18 protein-coding genes are annotated in these 18,085 nt (G+C 37.6%); 5 read left to right on the top strand and 13 right to left on the bottom strand.

Annotation, left to right across the window (positions count from 1 at the left end; genetic code table 11):
- Positions 1 to 173 precede the first annotated feature (173 nt).
- Complete coding sequence (locus QMD71_06915; GenBank protein MDI6840559.1) at positions 174 to 2,915, top strand: M14 family zinc carboxypeptidase; 2,742 nt, start codon at positions 174 to 176, stop codon at positions 2,913 to 2,915.
- 51 nt (positions 2,916 to 2,966) lie between these two features.
- On the opposite strand, the gene QMD71_06910 is transcribed toward QMD71_06915, so the two are convergent.
- The 9 genes from QMD71_06910 to QMD71_06870 form a co-directional block, all read right to left on the bottom strand.
- Positions 2,967 to 4,901, bottom strand: a complete 1,935-nt coding sequence (locus QMD71_06910) for a DUF3160 domain-containing protein (protein ID MDI6840558.1) — start codon at positions 4,899 to 4,901, stop codon at positions 2,967 to 2,969.
- Between the two features lie 87 nt (positions 4,902 to 4,988).
- The gene (locus QMD71_06905; GenBank protein MDI6840557.1) at positions 4,989 to 6,326 is read right to left on the bottom strand and encodes a 3-hydroxyacyl-CoA dehydrogenase family protein; all 1,338 of its coding nucleotides are present in this window, start codon (positions 6,324 to 6,326) and stop codon (positions 4,989 to 4,991) included.
- 106 nt (positions 6,327 to 6,432) lie between these two features.
- Positions 6,433 to 7,194 (bottom strand): enoyl-CoA hydratase-related protein, encoded by a 762-nt coding sequence (locus QMD71_06900; GenBank protein MDI6840556.1) that lies wholly within the window; start codon positions 7,192 to 7,194, stop codon positions 6,433 to 6,435.
- A gap of 32 nt (positions 7,195 to 7,226) precedes the next feature.
- On the bottom strand, positions 7,227 to 7,376 hold the full coding sequence (locus QMD71_06895) for a hypothetical protein (protein MDI6840555.1): 150 nt from the start codon (positions 7,374 to 7,376) through the stop codon (positions 7,227 to 7,229).
- Positions 7,377 to 7,526: 150 nt separating this feature from the next.
- On the bottom strand, positions 7,527 to 8,021 hold the full coding sequence (locus tag QMD71_06890; GenBank protein ID MDI6840554.1) for a hypothetical protein: 495 nt from the start codon (positions 8,019 to 8,021) through the stop codon (positions 7,527 to 7,529).
- Positions 8,022 to 8,064: 43 nt separating this feature from the next.
- The gene (locus tag QMD71_06885) at positions 8,065 to 8,907 is read right to left on the bottom strand and encodes a flavodoxin family protein (protein MDI6840553.1); all 843 of its coding nucleotides are present in this window, start codon (positions 8,905 to 8,907) and stop codon (positions 8,065 to 8,067) included.
- 41 nt (positions 8,908 to 8,948) lie between these two features.
- Positions 8,949 to 9,434: a biotin/lipoyl-binding protein gene (locus tag QMD71_06880; protein ID MDI6840552.1), complete on the bottom strand. Its 486-nt coding sequence runs from the start codon at positions 9,432 to 9,434 to the stop codon at positions 8,949 to 8,951.
- 55 nt (positions 9,435 to 9,489) lie between these two features.
- Positions 9,490 to 10,860: an acetyl-CoA carboxylase biotin carboxylase subunit gene (locus QMD71_06875; protein MDI6840551.1), complete on the bottom strand. Its 1,371-nt coding sequence runs from the start codon at positions 10,858 to 10,860 to the stop codon at positions 9,490 to 9,492.
- A gap of 421 nt (positions 10,861 to 11,281) precedes the next feature.
- A complete protein-coding gene (locus QMD71_06870; GenBank protein MDI6840550.1) occupies positions 11,282 to 11,641 on the bottom strand; it encodes a hypothetical protein in 360 nt (119 codons plus the stop codon).
- Positions 11,642 to 12,115: 474 nt separating this feature from the next.
- Between QMD71_06870 and QMD71_06865 the strand changes: the two genes are divergently transcribed.
- From QMD71_06865 to QMD71_06850, 4 genes are all read left to right on the top strand, one after another.
- Positions 12,116 to 12,319 (top strand): hypothetical protein, encoded by a 204-nt coding sequence (locus tag QMD71_06865; protein MDI6840549.1) that lies wholly within the window; start codon positions 12,116 to 12,118, stop codon positions 12,317 to 12,319.
- A gap of 19 nt (positions 12,320 to 12,338) precedes the next feature.
- The gene (locus QMD71_06860) at positions 12,339 to 13,262 is read left to right on the top strand and encodes a transposase (GenBank protein MDI6840548.1); all 924 of its coding nucleotides are present in this window, start codon (positions 12,339 to 12,341) and stop codon (positions 13,260 to 13,262) included.
- A 387-nt stretch (positions 13,263 to 13,649) separates the two neighbouring features.
- A complete protein-coding gene (locus tag QMD71_06855) occupies positions 13,650 to 14,624 on the top strand; it encodes an NAD-dependent epimerase/dehydratase family protein (protein MDI6840547.1) in 975 nt (324 codons plus the stop codon).
- Between the two features lie 24 nt (positions 14,625 to 14,648).
- A complete protein-coding gene (locus tag QMD71_06850; protein ID MDI6840546.1) occupies positions 14,649 to 15,839 on the top strand; it encodes an MFS transporter in 1,191 nt (396 codons plus the stop codon).
- Between the two features lie 50 nt (positions 15,840 to 15,889).
- On the opposite strand, the gene QMD71_06845 is transcribed toward QMD71_06850, so the two are convergent.
- The 4 genes from QMD71_06845 to QMD71_06830 are packed head-to-tail and all read right to left on the bottom strand — an operon-like array spanning position 15,890 to position 18,053.
- Positions 15,890 to 16,306, bottom strand: a complete 417-nt coding sequence (locus QMD71_06845) for a UPF0158 family protein (protein MDI6840545.1) — start codon at positions 16,304 to 16,306, stop codon at positions 15,890 to 15,892.
- Positions 16,299 to 17,228, bottom strand: a complete 930-nt coding sequence (locus QMD71_06840) for a 4Fe-4S cluster-binding domain-containing protein (protein ID MDI6840544.1) — start codon at positions 17,226 to 17,228, stop codon at positions 16,299 to 16,301. Before QMD71_06840 ends, QMD71_06845 begins: the two co-directional genes overlap by 8 nt.
- Positions 17,221 to 17,505 (bottom strand): DUF6504 family protein, encoded by a 285-nt coding sequence (locus tag QMD71_06835; protein MDI6840543.1) that lies wholly within the window; start codon positions 17,503 to 17,505, stop codon positions 17,221 to 17,223. The genes QMD71_06840 and QMD71_06835 overlap by 8 nt, the downstream gene beginning before the upstream one ends.
- The gene (locus QMD71_06830; protein ID MDI6840542.1) at positions 17,502 to 18,053 is read right to left on the bottom strand and encodes an NTPase; all 552 of its coding nucleotides are present in this window, start codon (positions 18,051 to 18,053) and stop codon (positions 17,502 to 17,504) included. Before QMD71_06830 ends, QMD71_06835 begins: the two co-directional genes overlap by 4 nt.
- Positions 18,054 to 18,085: the final 32 nt, after the last annotated feature.

The raw sequence follows: 18,085 nt of genomic DNA, 5'->3' as shown, positions 1-18,085 counted from the left end.
TCCTGTGGAGAAACCAACAAATTTAATAAAACAGGTAAAATAATAGTGTTGAGGTAACAAAGCGCAAGATAATTCTGACTGATTTCTAAAACTCGGATTTAATACATCTAAAATTATATGGGATTAATCTGATAGAAACATCCAGAGTAAAAAGACTAAATTGGAGGTATAAAATGAGAAGCATAATCTTTGGTATATTGGTTATTTCTATAGCTACGGCTACCCCTACATTCTCTGAGCAATACATGCTTGTCAGAGTATATACTGAGGATGTACGTGGGCTTGCAAGGCTTGGATTGGACATTGTAAAGGTTAAAAAAGGAATAGCTGAAGTAGTTGCATTTCCTGAACAAATTCCAAAACTGATGGAGCAGGGGTTTTCATTTGATATTATAATTGATGATATGGAGAAATATTACTCTGAGCGGATGAGTGGCAGGACAAACTTTGGTGACTTTTATACTTATTCTGAAGCAAATGCAATTGTTGATTCACTTTATACAGCACACTCTGAAATTATGACTCAACGAATAGAGATAGGACAGGGGCACGAAGGAAATAAAATATGGGCAGTGAAGGTATCAGATAATCCAAATACAGATGAGAATGAGCCCGAAGTATTATATGATGCATGCATCCATGCAAGGGAACCGATTACTGTTAATGTATTAGTGGAAACAATTAGGTATTTAGTGGATAAGTATGGGAGCGACCCGGAGGTAACCTCAATTGTTAACAACTGTGAACTATGGTTTATTTTAGTCTTAAATCCTGACGGCTATCTATATAATGAAACCATAGCCCCTGGTGGCGGTGGTATGTGGCGTAAGAATAGACGTAGTGACCCGGGTCCAGTTGACCTAAATCGCAATTTCCCATATAATTGGGGATATGATGATGTAGGCTCAAGTCCAGATCCTGGAAGTGAAGTATATCGTGGCCCATCACCGGCATCAGAGCCTGAAACTCAAGCATATATTAATTTCTGTAAAGAGCACGAGTTTGTAGTTAATCTTAGCTATCATTCATATGCTGGGTGCCTTATATATCCGTGGGGTTATGATGGCTCTCATGTGCCTGAGCCAGACTATTCTACTTATGTAGCGATGGCTGAGACTTTGACTTCTGAAAATAACTATCCATACGGGACTGTAATTGAAACAATATGGTATGTTGCAAATGGTGGTACATTTGACTGGATGTATGGTGATACTATCGCTAAGCCAAAGATATTTAGCTTATCACCAGAGGTTGCTGGCTATGGTTTCTGGGATGAAGCTTCAATTCCACGTAACTTAGAGGAATGTATACCTATGAACTTGAAACTTGCGAGGCTTGCTCAGAATATGTGGACTCCAAAGTATGGAGTGATGTATCTTAAGCATAAAATTGATGATGTAGCTGGTGGTAATGGGGATGGAATTGTAAACCCGGGTGAGTCAATAGAGATGCCTTTATGGGTGAAGAATTGGAGCCAAACTATTGTGTATGGGGTGAGTGGTATTTTAAGCAGTACAGATACTTTTATTACACAGCTTTCTGACTCTATTAAAAATTTTGGAAATATAGCTTCAAATGATTCATCTTATACAGGCAGTGATGGCTACAATTTTACTGTCGCTCAAAACTGTCCAGATAGATATAAAATAAACTTTAACTTAACTATTAAAGATTCACAGGACTCAACTTGGGTCTCTAATTTCAATGTTATAGTTGCTGCCCCTGACATTAATTTTAAGAGCTATACAGTGAATGACCAGCCACCCGGTGGTAACGGTAATGGCGGGATAGAGCCGGGTGAGACTGGCGATTTAGTAATTACTTTAAAGAATACTGGAACAGCTAAGGCGACAGGAGTCAATGCAACTATAATTACATCTGACCCATATGTTACTGTGAATGTAGGGGCTGGAAACTGTATAGATATAGAACCTGATTCAACAGCTAATCTCTCCCCTCTGAATGTAACGATAAGCTCAGTATGCCCTGCCCCACACTATGCTGAGATGTTACTTAATATAACAGCAACTGGTTATTCAACTGTTGATACATTCACTCTATTTATACTTACACCTGGCTTCTGTGACTCACTTGAGCCTGCACTTCCTGGCTGGACCCATTACTCAATTACAAGTGGCTACAGTGATGAGTGGCATATTGAGACTTATAGGAGTCACTCACCGACTCATTCCTGGAAGTGTGGAGGTGCAGGTAGTGCAAGCTATAGTAACCGCGATGATGCTGGGCTTGAGAGTCCACCTATTTTAGTTGTACCCGGTTATTATCTTCAATTCTGGCACTGGATAGATGCAGAGACTGAAACACAAACAAGTGCATGGGATGGTGGGATTGTGGAAATATCAAGAGATGAAGGTTTAAGCTGGCAACAAATAACTCCTACCAATGGCTATCCTTACACTATTATAGGTAATCCACAAAGTCCTTTCCCTGGTGGTACACCGTGCTATTCAGGAACTCAAGACTGGACTCTTACTCAATTTGACCTTACTGGATATACAGGGGTAGTTAATTTCAGATGGCGGTTTGGTAGTGATAGATCTGTAACCAAAGAAGGTTGGTACATTGATGATATTTATGTTGGACCTCCTACTGGAGTAGAAGTGAGCGAACGTATGCCTACAAGTTTTGGACTTTCGCAGAATAGACCAAACCCATTTACAAAGTCATCGGTTATTAGTTACCAGTTACCAGTGAAGTGTCATGTAAGTTTAAAGATTTACGACTGTGCAGGTAGACTTGTTAAAACTCTTATTAATGAAGATAAGAAACCTGGCTATTATTCAGTTAAGTGGGATGGCTATGACTCTTTTAGTAGTAGAGTATCTTCTGGAGTGTACTTCTATAAGCTGGAGAGTAATAAATTTAATAAAACAATGAAGTTAATCATTCTTTGAAAGTGCTCTACTGTTACAGGGGTAGTCAGTTTCAGAGATTCTTCGCTTCGCTCAGAATGACATAAGTGGGAGTAGCCATTTTTGTAGTTGAGGTGGCTTTTCTTCAATTTGCTCTTGCCATGTCTCATCTGTAAGACGGTCTGCTAATCCTAACTTAAATTCATAATAAGAAAATACACTACCCTTCAATATTCTTTTATCCGGTAGTTTAACATAGATTACAGATGGATATCCAATTCCTTCCTCAAGCACCTTTTTAGAATTTGTGTCCGTATGAACATCTGCGACTACAGCCATATTTTCGTCAGTTCCTGAAGTAATCCTACTCATTAGTTGGGTCGAAAACTGGGTCACATTTTTAAGAATACTACCAATATTCCATATAAGTTTATAGTCATCATCTGAAAGCTCTTTCCCATTAAGTTCCTTATTTGAAATTTCACTGAGTCTTATTAAGATTTCAGAAAAACTAATTATCTTATTTTTAACTTCAATTGGGTATCCACCAATTTTAGCAAGTTCGTTCACAAGTTCACTTATCCACCTGTAAATCTCAGGATATGGCTCAACCCATCCTTTAGTGAGTTCTATGGGTCTCGGTATACTTAATGCTTCTACTGTATAGCTTTGCTTTGCGTAAAGGATAGTATCATGGCGTAACTCTGCCCATGCTCCTAATGCAGTGTTAAGCTCTTTCAGCCTCCAGAGTCTTGATTGCATAAAGCTTGGATATCCCTTATGTGGATGTGTTACAAGTAATTTAACAGCGTATAATAACCTCCAATAAAGGTTGTCTTTCCACTGAGATACAGGCAATTTTGCAAACTCTTCTTTTAGTTTATTAACTTGACTGATATAATCTATATAATCTGTATCACCCTCTTCCTTCAATATGTCTCCAGCAGCCTCACTCCCAAACACCCACATAACATCAAGCGCCCTGGGAAAGCAACGCATTGGACCGAGAAGAGTCATCTCAAGTGTAAAGGGGTTACCACTCCCAGTGTAGCGAGTTACTTTTGAATAGACAAGATTTTGTAATATATATGAATCAGGTATAAACCGCTGTCCCATAAATCTAAATCCCTGTAGTCCAACTGTATCTGCAACTGCAGTTGATATAATCTTAGGCTGTGGCAATGTTTTTGCCTTGTCTATAAATAGAAGAATTGAAGAATCTGAAGATAGGTCTATATCATCTACAAATGGACTATAATCGTGGATAGTAAAGTCTTCAGCTCTTCCTGTAAAGAATATTGTTGGCTTATATATCTCGTCCCAAAGTCTTGCTAATTCAGACGATGATTTAACAATTTTTGTTATTAGGAGTGCCATTCTTGTAAGCTTTAATCCTTCTTTAATTGAATTTACTTCTTTAGGATAATACATAGTTGGATGGGGTTGAAGATAAAATCCTATACGGCCATACCACATCATTGCTTTAAAATAGCGCTCAAATTCATTGTTTCGTGTATAGTGGCCACGTGGTATGTATTGGGTGTAATCTTCACGATAGCCAAAAATTGGTGAATGAAAAGTGCCAGTATGGGCTTCAATTAGTTCAAGTTCACGCTCAATCTCTTGTCCCACACTCTCAGGTAATCTCTCATGTAGTTCCATTCCAAGCAATTTAGCTGCTACCCCAAAGAAGGCAACATTCTTAAGAGCAGATAGTTTTGTAGGTTCATACTTTAACTGTTTTGCTTGACTCATACTTAATTCAAACATCTTTATCGTAAGTGTATCAAGTTTTGGTTTCAGGTTATCAATTTCAAGTATCCGTAGTGTATAGTCAAAAAATATGTGAGTAGTATGTAAAATAAGGTCTTGTGTTACAAAGATAGGTTCATCTGCTTTCTTACACCCTTCATATATATCGTAAATACTCTTTTCCTTAGTGGGCACTATTACAAAGTCGCGTGTCTGCAATTTTTTCTCAATTTGCGTAGAAATTGCAAAGATAAAAAGAAAGATAAATAAACTCATTGTTTTAAAATACACTTCATCTATTACAGATTGTCAAGTTAAATTTTCATAATCGCCGGTTGATGATCTCACACAGTATTCACTTTCTCAGATATAATTATTAATAGGTCCATAAAGCCAATAGAAACCATTAGTTAACACAGCGTTGACATCAGCATCCGAATTGGCAACCCTATCTTTAACCAGCTTCTTTGCTATCTCTTTTGTCCGAGTAAGGTAAGCCCTTGCAAGCTCTGCCCCAAAGGTATTTGAGGCTTTTAGGTTATTAAAGTAAACTGAGAACTTATTCTCCTTAGCAGGGTCTGCAAGGAGTTTCCTCCACGGGCTAAACCCATTGGGTAAGTCACCAATTTTAGAATCTAATTGCTGTTTCAAGTTACCCTCAATAGGAACATACTGCTGTTTTTCTGGGTCATACACTGCAACTGGTCTATTCTTGTCATATTTCAGAAACCCATCCTTCTGTGAGCCATCCGCCTTTTGGCCACCTAATATATTTCTACTTACTAATAGGTCAATGAGGTTACTTTGGAGTGTGTTGTCCTCAAGATGCTTTCTCATAACCTTCAAAATGCACTTAAATACATCTACTCCAACATAGTCAATGAGTTGAAATATACCCATTGGTCTAATTAGAAAATCCTGACTGATACGGTTCATAATGTAGATTGCACCTGCCAGCGAATATTCATCCTTTAATCGCTTCACCTCACTAATTGCATGTAATCCGTCTCGCATAAAGTGACCGTTCCCAATAAAGCCGGAGATGTCGTTTGCAGGAACAAGCTTCTTGCCTAACCGCTTGCCGAGCTCAGCTCCTATCTCTTTAAGCTCTTTACAGGTTGACTTTGCAGTTATCACTTCAACAAGTCGCTGAACTATTGGAGGATTGTAAAAATGGTATCCTATTATCCTACCATCAAGTTTTGCCTTATCATCAAGGAAACCAATTGGGATAGATGAAGTGTTTGTGAAGTAAAGAGTATCTTTACTGCACATTTTATTGAGCTCCTTAAGTACTTTTATTTTTACATCTTCATCTTCTACTATTGCTTCAAACACTATTTTTGAATTCTTAGCTATTCCAAGGTCAGTTCCAGTTCTTATAACTTTGAAAGTGTCTGTAACAAAAGCGTCTATGATTTCACTGTTTTCTACAAGGTCGCTTCTATCACTGTACAGCGCTCGTAAGCTAACAATTGCCCTTTCTGCTGCTTTTGTTACCTGTGACCCAATGTAATCCTGTAGACCATCAAGTGCTCGTTCGTTGACATCAATGAGATTTAATCTGTAAACTTTATCTCTGTTTTCAGTCTTAAGTTTGAGCTTTGCCATCTCCTGAGCAATGAGAACGGTAATCCCACTCCCCATCTTTCCCGCAGCCCCTATTATTGATACATTTTCAAGCCTATCATCAAGAGTCATAATCCCTCCTTCCTCAGTCCTTTGCGTCCATTGAGTCTTTTGAGTCAACACAGTCTTAAAGTATTGACTCAACCAACTCAACAACTCAATGACTCAACAGACTCATTTACCAGTTAGGTTTGCGTTTTTCAATGAACGCTTTCATCCCCTCTTTTGCTTCATCTGTAGAGAAACATATACCAAAAGCCTCAGATTCATAAGCACTACCTGTATCAATAAAACTCTTATTAATTGCAGACTTAGCTAACTTTAAAGCAATTGGACCCACTGACAGCATCTTTTTAGCTAAACTCTTTGCCTCATCTAATAAATTAGCTGCAGGCACTACTTTATTCACTAACCCAATTCTATACGCTTCATTAGCATCTATTATATCACCAGTAAAGACTAACTCTTTTGCTTTACCAAGTCCAACTATTCTTGCAAGCCGCTGAGTGCCTGCATGCCCCGGGATGAGCCCAAGCTTTACCTCAGGCTGACCAAACTTAGCCATATCAGACGCTACCCTTACATCACAAGCCATAGCAAGCTCACAGCCCGACCCCAGCGCATAGCCATTGATTGCAGCAATGACTGGCTTAGCCATACCCTCAATTTTATTTAGCACTCTTTGACCAAGCTGGCTATATTCTCTTGCCTTAATTGAATCCATCTTAGAAAGCTCAGCAATGTCCGAACCTGAGACAAAAGACTTACCTTCACCAGTAACTATTATAACACCGACATTTGGATTATCGTTTAACTCATGTAGCGAAGACTCAAACTCAAGTATAGTTTCGGGATTCATAGCATTCAAGACTTGCGGCCGATTTATCTTCACGACTGCAATTTTATCCCCTATCTCCACAACTAAGTTCTTATACCCCATTTTTCCCCCTTACTAAAACTTTTTTAACTTCATCAATTTGTATTGCCTTTCTTTGTTACAAGTTCTACTACTGCATCAATAAGATAACGAATGGTTCCATAGCTTGTTTGTATAGCCAGTCTGGGGTCTATAGGAAGGTCTTGCTCCTTTTCAAGTTCATCCTCAAACTCTTTTTTATTCATTTCTCCTCCCTTTAGGATTTATATTTTTCCTACCTTTAATAGAGCTTTTTAATAACGACTCTTTTTGTCTTCCGCATTCTTTTAAAAATCCAAAGAGCTCATTTTCTCCATATTGTTTACAAATATCAAGACAGTAATTAAGATTTTGTTTCAGAACTCGTGGTGGTGTCTCAAATGTAGTGACAAGCAATCTTCTAAATTCACTCTCATTAAAAGAGCAAAATTTTCTTTATTTTGCCGAAATCTTATAAATGGCTCACTTTCCTTTAAATACTTAATTATAGCATTACCCCGGTCTCGTATTTGTCCCGTTTGCAGTTTTTTAACCTTCCCCTCCTGCAACTCTTTTAACACTTCTTGAGCAACTCTTTTTCCTAATAATGTAATTTGGAATCCATTTTTTTCATTTCCTGTAACCCATCCCTTATCACGGCATCGTGATATTTCAATTTTAATTCTACTTCCATCAGGCCATTCAGGGTATCTTTGGAAACTAAACCGTTTTGGGAAGAGAGTAAAACATTCTTTTACAATTCTTTCATAAGCACATTCCTCACCATTATTAGCAATCTCATTTATTGCAAAAATTACCAATTTAGTAAGTGATATTGAAGTATAGATATTTTCATCAAACTGTTTCTTCATTTTCTAGTAACCTACCTCAATCATTTTTGCAATACTTACACTTTTACTCTAATCCTAATTCTTTCTTCTTTTTGTATATATCTTTAAGCCTTTCTTTAAATCTCGGTTTTGTCTTCAATATCCAGTTATCAAAGTGGTCCTTAAGTTTAGGTGGAGTCCAGCGGTGATTGTTTAAGTCTTCACCTCTAAAATAAAACCCATCCTCTCGTTCCTCACATGGTGTCAAGCATACCGGACACCTGTAATTCTTGCCACTTATTCTCTCAAATATAGTTGAGTAATCCACAGGACAATAAGTAGATACTTGTGACTCAAATGGCTTCGGTAATGGATTCTTGCAGACTTCTCTTATTGAATCCAAAATCTTAGGCAAAGTATCATCTCCACAGGATCCTTCGGAAAGTAGCACTTCACCCTGTCCTGCTCCATAAGCTATATAACTATTCACTACTCTAAACCCCATAGCTAACAAAAATAAATTCATCAAAGGTAGCTGAAATTGATACCAGTCAGGCAACGCTGCTATTCCAACACTTATTGCAGGTCTTGTCTTTTGTTCCTTTATATCATTATAAATTGAAAGAAATCTATCTAATACTACTTTCAACTTACCAGGTATAGAGAGCACATACGTTGGAGCAACTAAAAATAATATATCACAAGAATTTATTTTTGTCAAAAATTTGTATAAATCATCATCAATTTTACATTGCACATTATTAAATACACAGTTCATACAACCTTGACACTCCTGTATTTTGAAATCCTTAAGGTATAAAAGCTCACCAGTTGCTCTATTTTCTAATGCAGTTTTAAGAGCTAATCTGGCCAAAAAGTCTGAGTTCCCCTTTTTTCGTTCAGACGCAATTAATGACACAAAGTACATAGTTCGAATATTACAAATTCCCCAATTTCTATTTCTAATTTCTAATTCCCATCTTCCAGTTCCACAATAGGTTGAAGTGTATCTACTTGAGCACCTTCAGCAAAATTTACACGCTTTACTACTCCATCAACTGATGCCTTTAACTCGTTCTCCATCTTCATCGCTTCAACAATAGCAAGCGTCTGACCAGCCTCTACTTTATCACCCTGTGCTACAAGCAACTTCACCAAAGTACCAGGCATAGGTGAGACTATTTGAGTTGACACAGTTCTTTGAGTTGACTTAGCTTTCTCTAACTCAAAAACAAAAGACTTGCCATCCACAAATACATAAGTCTTCCCATCCTCTTGAGTTATATATGTAGTTATCATTTTACCGTCCGTAGTGAAGGAAAAACAATTTGGAGTAGAACCAAGTAATTCAACAGTCAAAGGTTTATTATTCTCTATACTCACAAGATACAAGTGCCCCTGCCTATCAACATTCACCTTATAACTCTTACCCAAATAGACAAATCTACACTCCATTTTCATTGATTAAGACTAAGTTTCATCTGTCTACATCAATTGAACTCTATTTGCCTCAATGAGAACACATTTCCCATTCTCCTATCTCTTGCCATGGTGAAGAAGTCGTCTCAGTCTTTATAAATTTAGGGTGTTCTATAACATCAATTAGGAATGGAATAGTCGTCTTTATTCCTAAAATTACATACCCTTTTAATGCCTGCACTAACCGCCTACGTGCAAATTCACGTGTCTCTGCCCAGACAATAAGTTTAGATAGGATTGGGTCATAATAGGGCGAAACTTCACACCCAGAGTATATACCAGAATCCACTCTTACACCAGGTCCCTGTGGCTCTTTAAGGAAATGGATTTTGCCAGGTGATGGCAGAAAATCAGTTTCAGCATCTTCAGCATAAATTCGTGCCTCTATAGCATGACCACGCTGTGCTAAATTCTCTTGTTTAAGAGTTAATTTCTCACCCCCCGCAATTAAAATTTGCTGTTTAACTAAATCTACACCTGTAGTTAACTCAGTTATTGGGTGTTCAACTTGAAGCCTTGCATTTACTTCAAGGAAGTAGAAATTCTTATTCTCATCAAGTAAGAATTCAACTGTCCCCGCATTTGTATAGCCAGCCACTTTTATCACCTTTTTAGCTACTTCACCCATTTTTTCCCTAAGCTCAGGAGTAAGTGCTTGCGATGGAGTCTCTTCCACTACCTTCTGATACCTTCTCTGAATTGAACACTCACGCTCAAATACATGAACTACATTACCGAAGTTGTCCGCTAATACCTGAAACTCTACATGATGTGGCTTCTCTATATATTTCTCAAGATACACCGAGTCATCCCCAAACGCAGACATAGCCTCACGCTTACCTGCAGATATAGCATTCTCAAGCTCCTTTTCATTCTTAACAATACGCATCCCCTTGCCACCACCAAGCGATGCCTTCACAAGGACCGGATAGCCTACTTTCGATGCTACTTCTTTAAGCTCTTTTATATTCTTACTGTAGCTTGAGGTGATTACCTCATGCATACCAGGAATTATAGGGATACCTACCTTATTCATAGTATTACGAGATACTACTTTGTCACCCACAAGACTCAATGCCTTAGATGTCGGTCCAATAAATACAACCCCAGCAGACTCACACCTCTTTGCAAACTCCGGATTCTCAGCAAGGAAGCCGTAACCCGGATGAATAGCATCGGCACCAACCCTCTTAGCTGTATCAATAATAACATCCATATTTAGATAGCTCTCAAGTGGCGGCGGCTCCCCAATACAACAAGACTCATCCGCAAGCTGAGTATGTAAAGCTGACTTATCAATTGTAGAGTAGACAGCGACTGTCGAAATACCAAGCTCCTTACAAGCTCTGATAATACGAACCGCTATCTCACCACGATTGGCAATAAGAACCTTATTAAGCATCCCACCATAAGATATACTAAAAAATACAAGTTGTCAATAAAAAGGAGTAAGCCTGCTGAAAAAGTCGTAAATCAACACAAATTGTCATTCTGAACGAAGCGAAGAATCTCACTACACAGACCCAGAATAAATATTGTAGGGCAAGGCTTCAGCCTTGCTTAAATTTTTGGATTTTATTTTGTATGGACAACTCGTTGTATTATTATTATTCACTACATCAAATACAAAACAAGCTACAGCAAGAAGTACAGCTACATAAATTTTTAACTTTTGAACTTTTAGTCTGTTTAATTCCCTAATTATCGGGTTTCTTTTTCAGACAAAACAAAAAAACAGGGTATCTGTCCTCTATATACGTTTATTTTGTCCTGCCCTGACCAACCATCAGGGCTTTTTATTTAAGAACCGCTACTACTCACTACTAAGAGCTGATACCACTACTACTCCTATCCAAATCAACCAACCAAAGGAAACACCTGATGTAAAATCGCTTCTTTTTCCCCTTATACCCCTCACGAAAACCGAGTTTATAGTCCTCACTTTTATTTTTAAGCTCCAACATTATAGAATAAGGAGGTTCTGTCCCAGCCATAGGAATGCATAAATAACCAAGAGGACCAAACAAGCAACCAATCCCTCCACCCAAGCACATTGTATTACCTGAACCACCTGCTATTTCTCTATCGTGTTTTCCCTCTACATAAGTTCCACCTTCTTGAGCCACTCCTTGCGAAACACCAACAAAGAGAAACACACCAGCAACTAAAAACCTCTTCCACATCTCTCCTCCTTTCCCCTGTATTGACAGGGGACAACCTCACATTGCAAACACCAATAAATTAGTATGCCTCCAGTCTTAATTTATACCCTCATCTTGCACCTCCATAGTTAAGGGGTTAAAAGTTATACCTTTTGTTGTTATCAAACCCGCATAACAAAAAAAAGGCACTCACATTGCCCAGCCACGAAACAAAATTCCGTGACTACCTCACACAGGATTTAAGAGCAACAGAGCACCCCGGGTTAGCGGGGCAACTCACTTAACCTGTGTGAGGTTTTGCTAAGCAAGTGAATCGCTTAATTAGAATTCAAAGAGCAATGATACACTCTCATTTTTTACTGCTGAATATAGGTAGGAATGTCAAGAAGTTTTTGAAGGGCTTCACCGAATTTTGTCCAACTTTTCTTTGCTCTTTGATATTTATAAATTCCCGGCTTTCTGGATTGACGATACACTTCCAATAGGAGGTGTATCATGCCAAAAGAACCCAAAATTAAGATACTCAAGGCCCGTATCCCTAAAACTTGTGTCTGCCCCAACTGTGGAGTTAAGCAGCTGTTCAAGAGTGGAGATGTGTATTGGAAAATAGTTAAAGATATTAATCTTGATGAGCCAGTTCTACTTAAAGTTCAGATTGTTAGAGCGAAATGTTTAAATCCAAACTGTGATAGTAGCTGATAATTCCACTGCCCCAAGAATGTCTGTAAGATTAAATCGTTGCTTCAATACTACAGGGAGTCAATCTTCTATTTACCGTTGGAAACGGAAAGAAGCTAATAAATACGACATTAAAGACATTATTGCTCGTCTTGAGTTCTCAGGCATTCTTACTTTGGATGAATATATGCCTAAAAGAGCAGATAATTATGCTTTAGTGGCTGGCGATGCCATTAAGCAACGAATCCTGTACATGGAAACAGTCTCAGGCTTTTTCGGCAGAGGAGCAGTAAAGTCGTTCTTGGAAAAATTAGTCAGCTTTAGTATTATACCTTGGGCAGTAGTTTTTGACTTATGGGCTGCTTTCCCTAAACAAATAAGGAAGGTCTGGCCTAATATTATCATCCAATACGACTATTTTCATATAATGCAGTGGATTCATAAGTATCTAAAGAATGCTCTCCTTCAGTTTCGCAAAGAATTGAAGAGACAAGGTTATGAAGATATGCGATCTGAGATTTGGGAACATAAGTGGCGATTGTTAAAGAACATGGATAAGTGGACTCCTAGAGACCATGAAATTATTGAAGAGTTAATTCAAACATATGCTGGCACTATAGTTGAAAAGGTTTTAATTTTCAAAGAGCAACTCCATAATATCTTTGACTTCTCTTCCACTAAAGAGGAAGCCTATGTCAAAAGGAACGCTCTCTTTCGAGAGAAATGGTGGCAAAATTCATGGCATCTTTGGAAGGCGATGGAATTCTTGATGAGCGATAAGTTTCAGTACATGGTCACTTATCTTGAAGACCATAGAATTCCTCGTTCAGGCAATTTAGAGAATCTTAATAGCATCTTGCGACAGATTAAGGGAGCACGTTTTGGTTTTAAAACAGATAAAGGGAGATTAGACCATTTAAAATTATACCAGATTAGCAAGTATTTAAAAGGTAATTTCCCTTAAGCATGAAAATTTTCTATAAGTCTTTTATTTAGAAGATGTTATGAAAATTTTTGGACAAAAAATGGTGAAGCGTCAAAATAGGTTAAATAGGTGATAAATATGTGACGCGCTTTTTAGGTTTTTAGGGACACAATACTTATCTCTATTCACTTTTATTCGAAGGACCCTGTGGATAAAATATACTATCAATTTTTACACTGTCAACTTTTATTTTTAGATTATCCCAACTACCCACAATATGATAAAAAAAATGGTACGAACTGGTATCTCACCACGGTTGGCTATTAGAACCTTATTAAGCATTTCATTATAAAGATACTATACTTAAACCATGTGAAAAAATTAGAGGCTTGACAAGACTATTCTTTATGTAATACAATTTTGTAAATGAAAAAGATTTTGGTAACTGGCGCACTTGGTCAGATAGGGTCGGAATTGATTGAAAAGCTCAGAGAGAAGTACGACAACGCTAATGTTGTAGGAGCTGATATTAAGCCACAGCCTAAAGAAAAGATGCTCAAGCCGGGTCCATTTGAGCTTATAGATGTACTTGACAAAGATGCAATTGAGAATATTGTTATAAAATACAAGATAGATACTATCTATCACATGGCAGCTATCCTTTCTGTTGTCGGTGAGCAGAAGCCACAGCTTGCATTCAATGTAAATGTACTTGGACTTTATAATGTATTAGAAGTGGGACGCGAACATAAACTTGAACGCATTATGATACCAAGTTCTATTGCTGTGTTTGGACCAGAGTCCCCCAAACACAATACTCCTAATGAGACAATCTTACGGCCCACAACTATGTATGGGATTACCAAAGTTACTGGTGAGCTTCTTGGTAACTATTACTTCTATCACTTTGGATTAGATGTCCGTGGACTTAGGTATCCTGGCATTATAAGTTATAAGACGCTACCCGGTGGCGGAACTACAGACTACGCTGTTGAAATGTATTATGAGGCAATAAAGCATAAGCGATACACATGCTTTGTGCGCGAAGATACTGTCCTTCCAATGATGTATATGCCTGATGCTATTAAGGCGATTATTGGTTTAGCTGAAGCTGACATCTCAAAATTGAGGCATCATTGCGATTTCAATGTTACTGCAATGAGTTTTTCTGCAGGTGAGCTTGCTGCCTCAATTAAAGAAATAATACCTGAATTTAAGTGTGAATACAAGCCTGATTATAGGCAGAAGATTGCTGACTCATGGCCAAAATCTTTAGATGACTCAGCAGCTCGAGAGGAATGGGGCTGGCACCCAGAATATGAGCTTCAAGATATGACAAGAGATATGATAGAGAAGCTAAAATCCAAATTACGAAGCCCAAATGCTAAATTTGACATTTGAACTTTTGATTTTGGTATTCTAAATATGGTTTTAAATGTAATTTTGCTTGGTGTAGTTAGTTTTTTGAATGATGTCAGCGGTGATATGATACTACCAATCTTACCAATGTTTATTACAAGTTTAGGTGGCAGTAGCTTAGTTATTGGACTCATTGGTGGATTAAGAGATTGTGTTGGCAGTATGTTGAAAGTTTTAGCCGGCTTTTGGTCTGATAAATTAGGGAGACGAAAAATATTTGTAGACTATGGCTATTTTACCTCTTCTTCATTTAGATTACTACTCCCATTTTCAACAATTTGGCAACATGTTCTTATCTTTAGCTCAGCTGACAGAGTAGGAAAGGGAATAAGGGAAGCACCAAGGGATGCTATTATATCTGAGTCTATGCCAATGGAAAGGGGCAGGGGATTTGGTATCCACCGTGCGTTTGATTCATCTGGTGCAGTTGTGGGTTCATTACTTGCTTTTGTTTTATTTTGGGTAGCCAGCTTTGGATTTAAGCTTATTATATTAACTGCTGCTGGAGTTGGATTTGTCTCTTTAGTTCCACTTTATTTTGTGAAAGAAATAAAGAAGGAACCAAAAACGTCTACATTAAAGGTAAGCCTAAAAGAGCTGCCAAAGAAGGTAAGACTATTTATAGCGATAGCCAGTATCTTTGCACTTGCTAACTTCAGCTATATGTTTTTTATCCTTAGGGCAAAAGCGTTTTTCCAATCAAGGTTAGGAATAGGGATACCTATTCTTTTGTATGTCTTATTTAGTTTTTTTTATGCTTTGTGTGCGTTACCGTTTGGTAAGCTTGCGGATAAAATAGGTAAGAAATGGGTTATAATGGCTGGATATTTTCTATTTGGAACAACTTGCTTGGGGTTTGCATTTTTTCATTCATTAATCTCATTTATAATTTTTTTTATTCTATATGGTTCAGCTTATGCATGTATAGAGGGTAATCAGCGTGCATTTATAGCTGATTTAGCACCTGCTGACTTAAAAGCGACTGCACTTGGGACCTTTCATACATCAATAGGATTAATAGCTTTACCGTCAAGTTTGATAGCTGGTGGATTATGGCGTATTAATCCAGCTCTAACATTTGGGTTTAGTAGTTTGGCAAGTTTTATAGCAGTATTGTTGCTTTTAGCCTTTAGGGAAAAAGCAGAAACCACTGGACTTGTGAAGGCACAACCTAACAATCTTTACCCTGTGAAATAACCAGAGATTAGAATTGTGCTAACCCCTTATTGATTTTTTGGGTGGCGATTTTAAATGACGCTTATCTTTTTAAGCCACTCTGTTGCCTTTTGAGTTAGTTTCTGTTTCCTATAGTCAAGCCACCGTTTACGTTCCTCAGGGTGTTTAAACACAATCTCCTTAAATCGCTTAAATGGAGCATCTTTATTAATAGCATCTCGTAGTTGACTTTTTAGCTTATCGTCATGGACTACAGAAATGAATTCTTCCATAAGCTTGTAACTATCACGAGATGTTATCGTTGGTATTGGCACATACTCACCGGGATGCTCAGTCTTTACTTTCTCTCTTAATTCTAGTTTTCTGCTTTCGCTCATATATTCAGATAAAATTAGGATCTTACCTGACACTTTATTAAAGAAGTAATATCGTGTTTTGGTATAATCACCTATTGCTTCACAAATTGCTTCCCAATCTATTTCAGGCATAATATATAAATCTACTTGTCTTTCTCTTATCTAATCTATGCAGACCTACCTCATCTGCAATACGGATTGCACTCTCAAACTCTTCTATTGTAATCACACGGTTAAGCGGATGAAATCTATAGGCATCACCACAAGGTCTATACTGGTCCATTATGTTCAGATAAGTGTGTTTGGATATTGATGCGATAAACTTAACCACATCGTTTGTCCCGGCAAGCCCATCAGGAAGTACTAAATGTCGGACAAGTAGCCCTCTTTTAGCGACTCCATCTTCAATTATGAGGTCACCTACCTGTCGATGCATCTCTTTTATTGCCTCTTTTGCTACTTCTGGATAATCTATTGCATTGGTAAACCTTTCCGCTACTTCATTTGATGCAAATTTGAAGTCAGGCATATATATGTCAAAAATACCGTCAAGTAGTTTAATTGTCTCAATAGAATCGTAGCCACCAGTGTTATACACAAGTGGTAAGTTTAATCCTCCATCAATAGCAATTGGTAACGATTCAAGTATTTGTGGTACAACATGAGTTGGTGTTACTATATTTATATTGTGACAGCTAATCCCTTGCAAGTGGAGCATAATTTTTGCTAACCCTTCTTGAGTTATCTCTTCACCTTCCAACTTATGCGAGATTTCAAAATTTTGACAAAATGCGCATTTCAAATTGCATCCGCTAATAAAGATAGTTCCGGAGCCATTAATTCCAACAAGTGGCGCCTCTTCACCAAAATGTGGCCCAAAACTTGATATTATTGGTAATCTACCAGTGCCACAAAAACCACGCTCATCAGCTAAGCGATTTATACCACATCGCCGTGGACAGAGAACACAACTTTCAAGTATGGAGACAGCCCTCTTAACTCTTGTTTTTAATTCTCCACTCTTGTATAACTTAATATAGGCTGGCTCAAACATATTTTGAAAATAGAATCCACTCCCTTTTCCTTCCTGCTCTATCAAGGTAAATCTTAAATTTTGTTCCATCATCTGTTTTTACAACCCAGTAATTTCTATGTCTACGTAGCTTCCAGTTTTTCTTATTTGGAGCAGTAGGTGAGAACTTAAAATCTTGATAAGAATCAATAATTTCAGTAATTTTGTACTCTCTGTCTTTCCAGGTAAAAGAAGTAGGTTTGAGTTTATCAGAATTATATGTAACTATTATTGGGTTGCCTACAAATTCTTCACTCATTGAGATTCTTTCCCTGAACTTGTTTCAGGGTCAGAATAACAGTGTTGGTGTTGGGTTAAAATATCTAATAGTTTTTTGCTATCTACATCTTTCACATTTATAAGTTTGACATCGTGTCTTGTTTTAATCTTGTCTCCTATTTTGTGCGGTCTTTCTATTATCGTAGCAAGAACTTTTGACCCTGAATCAAGTGCTCTAAATACAGTGGATTTAAATATATCTGAAAACAACTCCATCTTACCAATTTCATCAATCACTATAAGACCGTTGTTTTTAATCCCATCCTCTATTGCCTTAACTCCAATTTCGTCAAGGTCTTTTAAGTTAACCCCATATCTGCCAACGCGTAAATTACTCTTTATATTTTTATGTGCAAGAATCCCCTTTTTGCCATTAAGGGTACAAAGTTCAAATCCAACCCGCTCACCATTTTCTCTTATTTCTCTTGTATAAAAGCCGTAAGCTTTAAATGGTACTTTTTTAATTGTCTTAAGTATAAGAGTAGTCTTACCAGACCCAGGTCCACCAGTTAGAAGTATATTCTTCACTGCTTTATTATTTCACATTCACCAATATTTGT

The sequence above is a fragment of the bacterium genome, from assembly GCA_030018315.1.
GTDB lineage: Bacteria > Hydrothermota > UBA3073 > JACQXS01 > JAGMCI01 > JASEGA01.
This window is presented reverse-complemented; position numbering and strand designations above follow the sequence as displayed.

What these genes read in the sequence shown, in the direction of transcription:
- QMD71_06915 (MDI6840559.1), top strand. Translation starts at nt 174, where the DNA reads ATGAGAAGCATAATCTTTGGTATATTGGTTATTTCTATAGCTACGGCT.
- QMD71_06910 (MDI6840558.1), bottom strand. Translation starts at nt 4,901, where the DNA reads ATGAGTTTATTTATCTTTCTTTTTATCTTTGCAATTTCTACGCAAATT.
- QMD71_06905 (MDI6840557.1), bottom strand. Translation starts at nt 6,326, where the DNA reads ATGACTCTTGATGATAGGCTTGAAAATGTATCAATAATAGGGGCTGCG.
- QMD71_06900 (MDI6840556.1), bottom strand. Translation starts at nt 7,194, where the DNA reads ATGGGGTATAAGAACTTAGTTGTGGAGATAGGGGATAAAATTGCAGTC.
- QMD71_06895 (MDI6840555.1), bottom strand. Translation starts at nt 7,376, where the DNA reads ATGAATAAAAAAGAGTTTGAGGATGAACTTGAAAAGGAGCAAGACCTT.
- QMD71_06890 (MDI6840554.1), bottom strand. Translation starts at nt 8,021, where the DNA reads ATGAAGAAACAGTTTGATGAAAATATCTATACTTCAATATCACTTACT.
- QMD71_06885 (MDI6840553.1), bottom strand. Translation starts at nt 8,907, where the DNA reads ATGTACTTTGTGTCATTAATTGCGTCTGAACGAAAAAAGGGGAACTCA.
- QMD71_06880 (MDI6840552.1), bottom strand. Translation starts at nt 9,434, where the DNA reads ATGGAGTGTAGATTTGTCTATTTGGGTAAGAGTTATAAGGTGAATGTT.
- QMD71_06875 (MDI6840551.1), bottom strand. Translation starts at nt 10,860, where the DNA reads ATGCTTAATAAGGTTCTTATTGCCAATCGTGGTGAGATAGCGGTTCGT.
- QMD71_06870 (MDI6840550.1), bottom strand. Translation starts at nt 11,641, where the DNA reads ATGTGGAAGAGGTTTTTAGTTGCTGGTGTGTTTCTCTTTGTTGGTGTT.
- QMD71_06865 (MDI6840549.1), top strand. Translation starts at nt 12,116, where the DNA reads ATGCCAAAAGAACCCAAAATTAAGATACTCAAGGCCCGTATCCCTAAA.
- QMD71_06860 (MDI6840548.1), top strand. Translation starts at nt 12,339, where the DNA reads ATGTCTGTAAGATTAAATCGTTGCTTCAATACTACAGGGAGTCAATCT.
- QMD71_06855 (MDI6840547.1), top strand. Translation starts at nt 13,650, where the DNA reads ATGAAAAAGATTTTGGTAACTGGCGCACTTGGTCAGATAGGGTCGGAA.
- QMD71_06850 (MDI6840546.1), top strand. Translation starts at nt 14,649, where the DNA reads ATGGTTTTAAATGTAATTTTGCTTGGTGTAGTTAGTTTTTTGAATGAT.
- QMD71_06845 (MDI6840545.1), bottom strand. Translation starts at nt 16,306, where the DNA reads ATGCCTGAAATAGATTGGGAAGCAATTTGTGAAGCAATAGGTGATTAT.
- QMD71_06840 (MDI6840544.1), bottom strand. Translation starts at nt 17,228, where the DNA reads ATGTTTGAGCCAGCCTATATTAAGTTATACAAGAGTGGAGAATTAAAA.
- QMD71_06835 (MDI6840543.1), bottom strand. Translation starts at nt 17,505, where the DNA reads ATGAGTGAAGAATTTGTAGGCAACCCAATAATAGTTACATATAATTCT.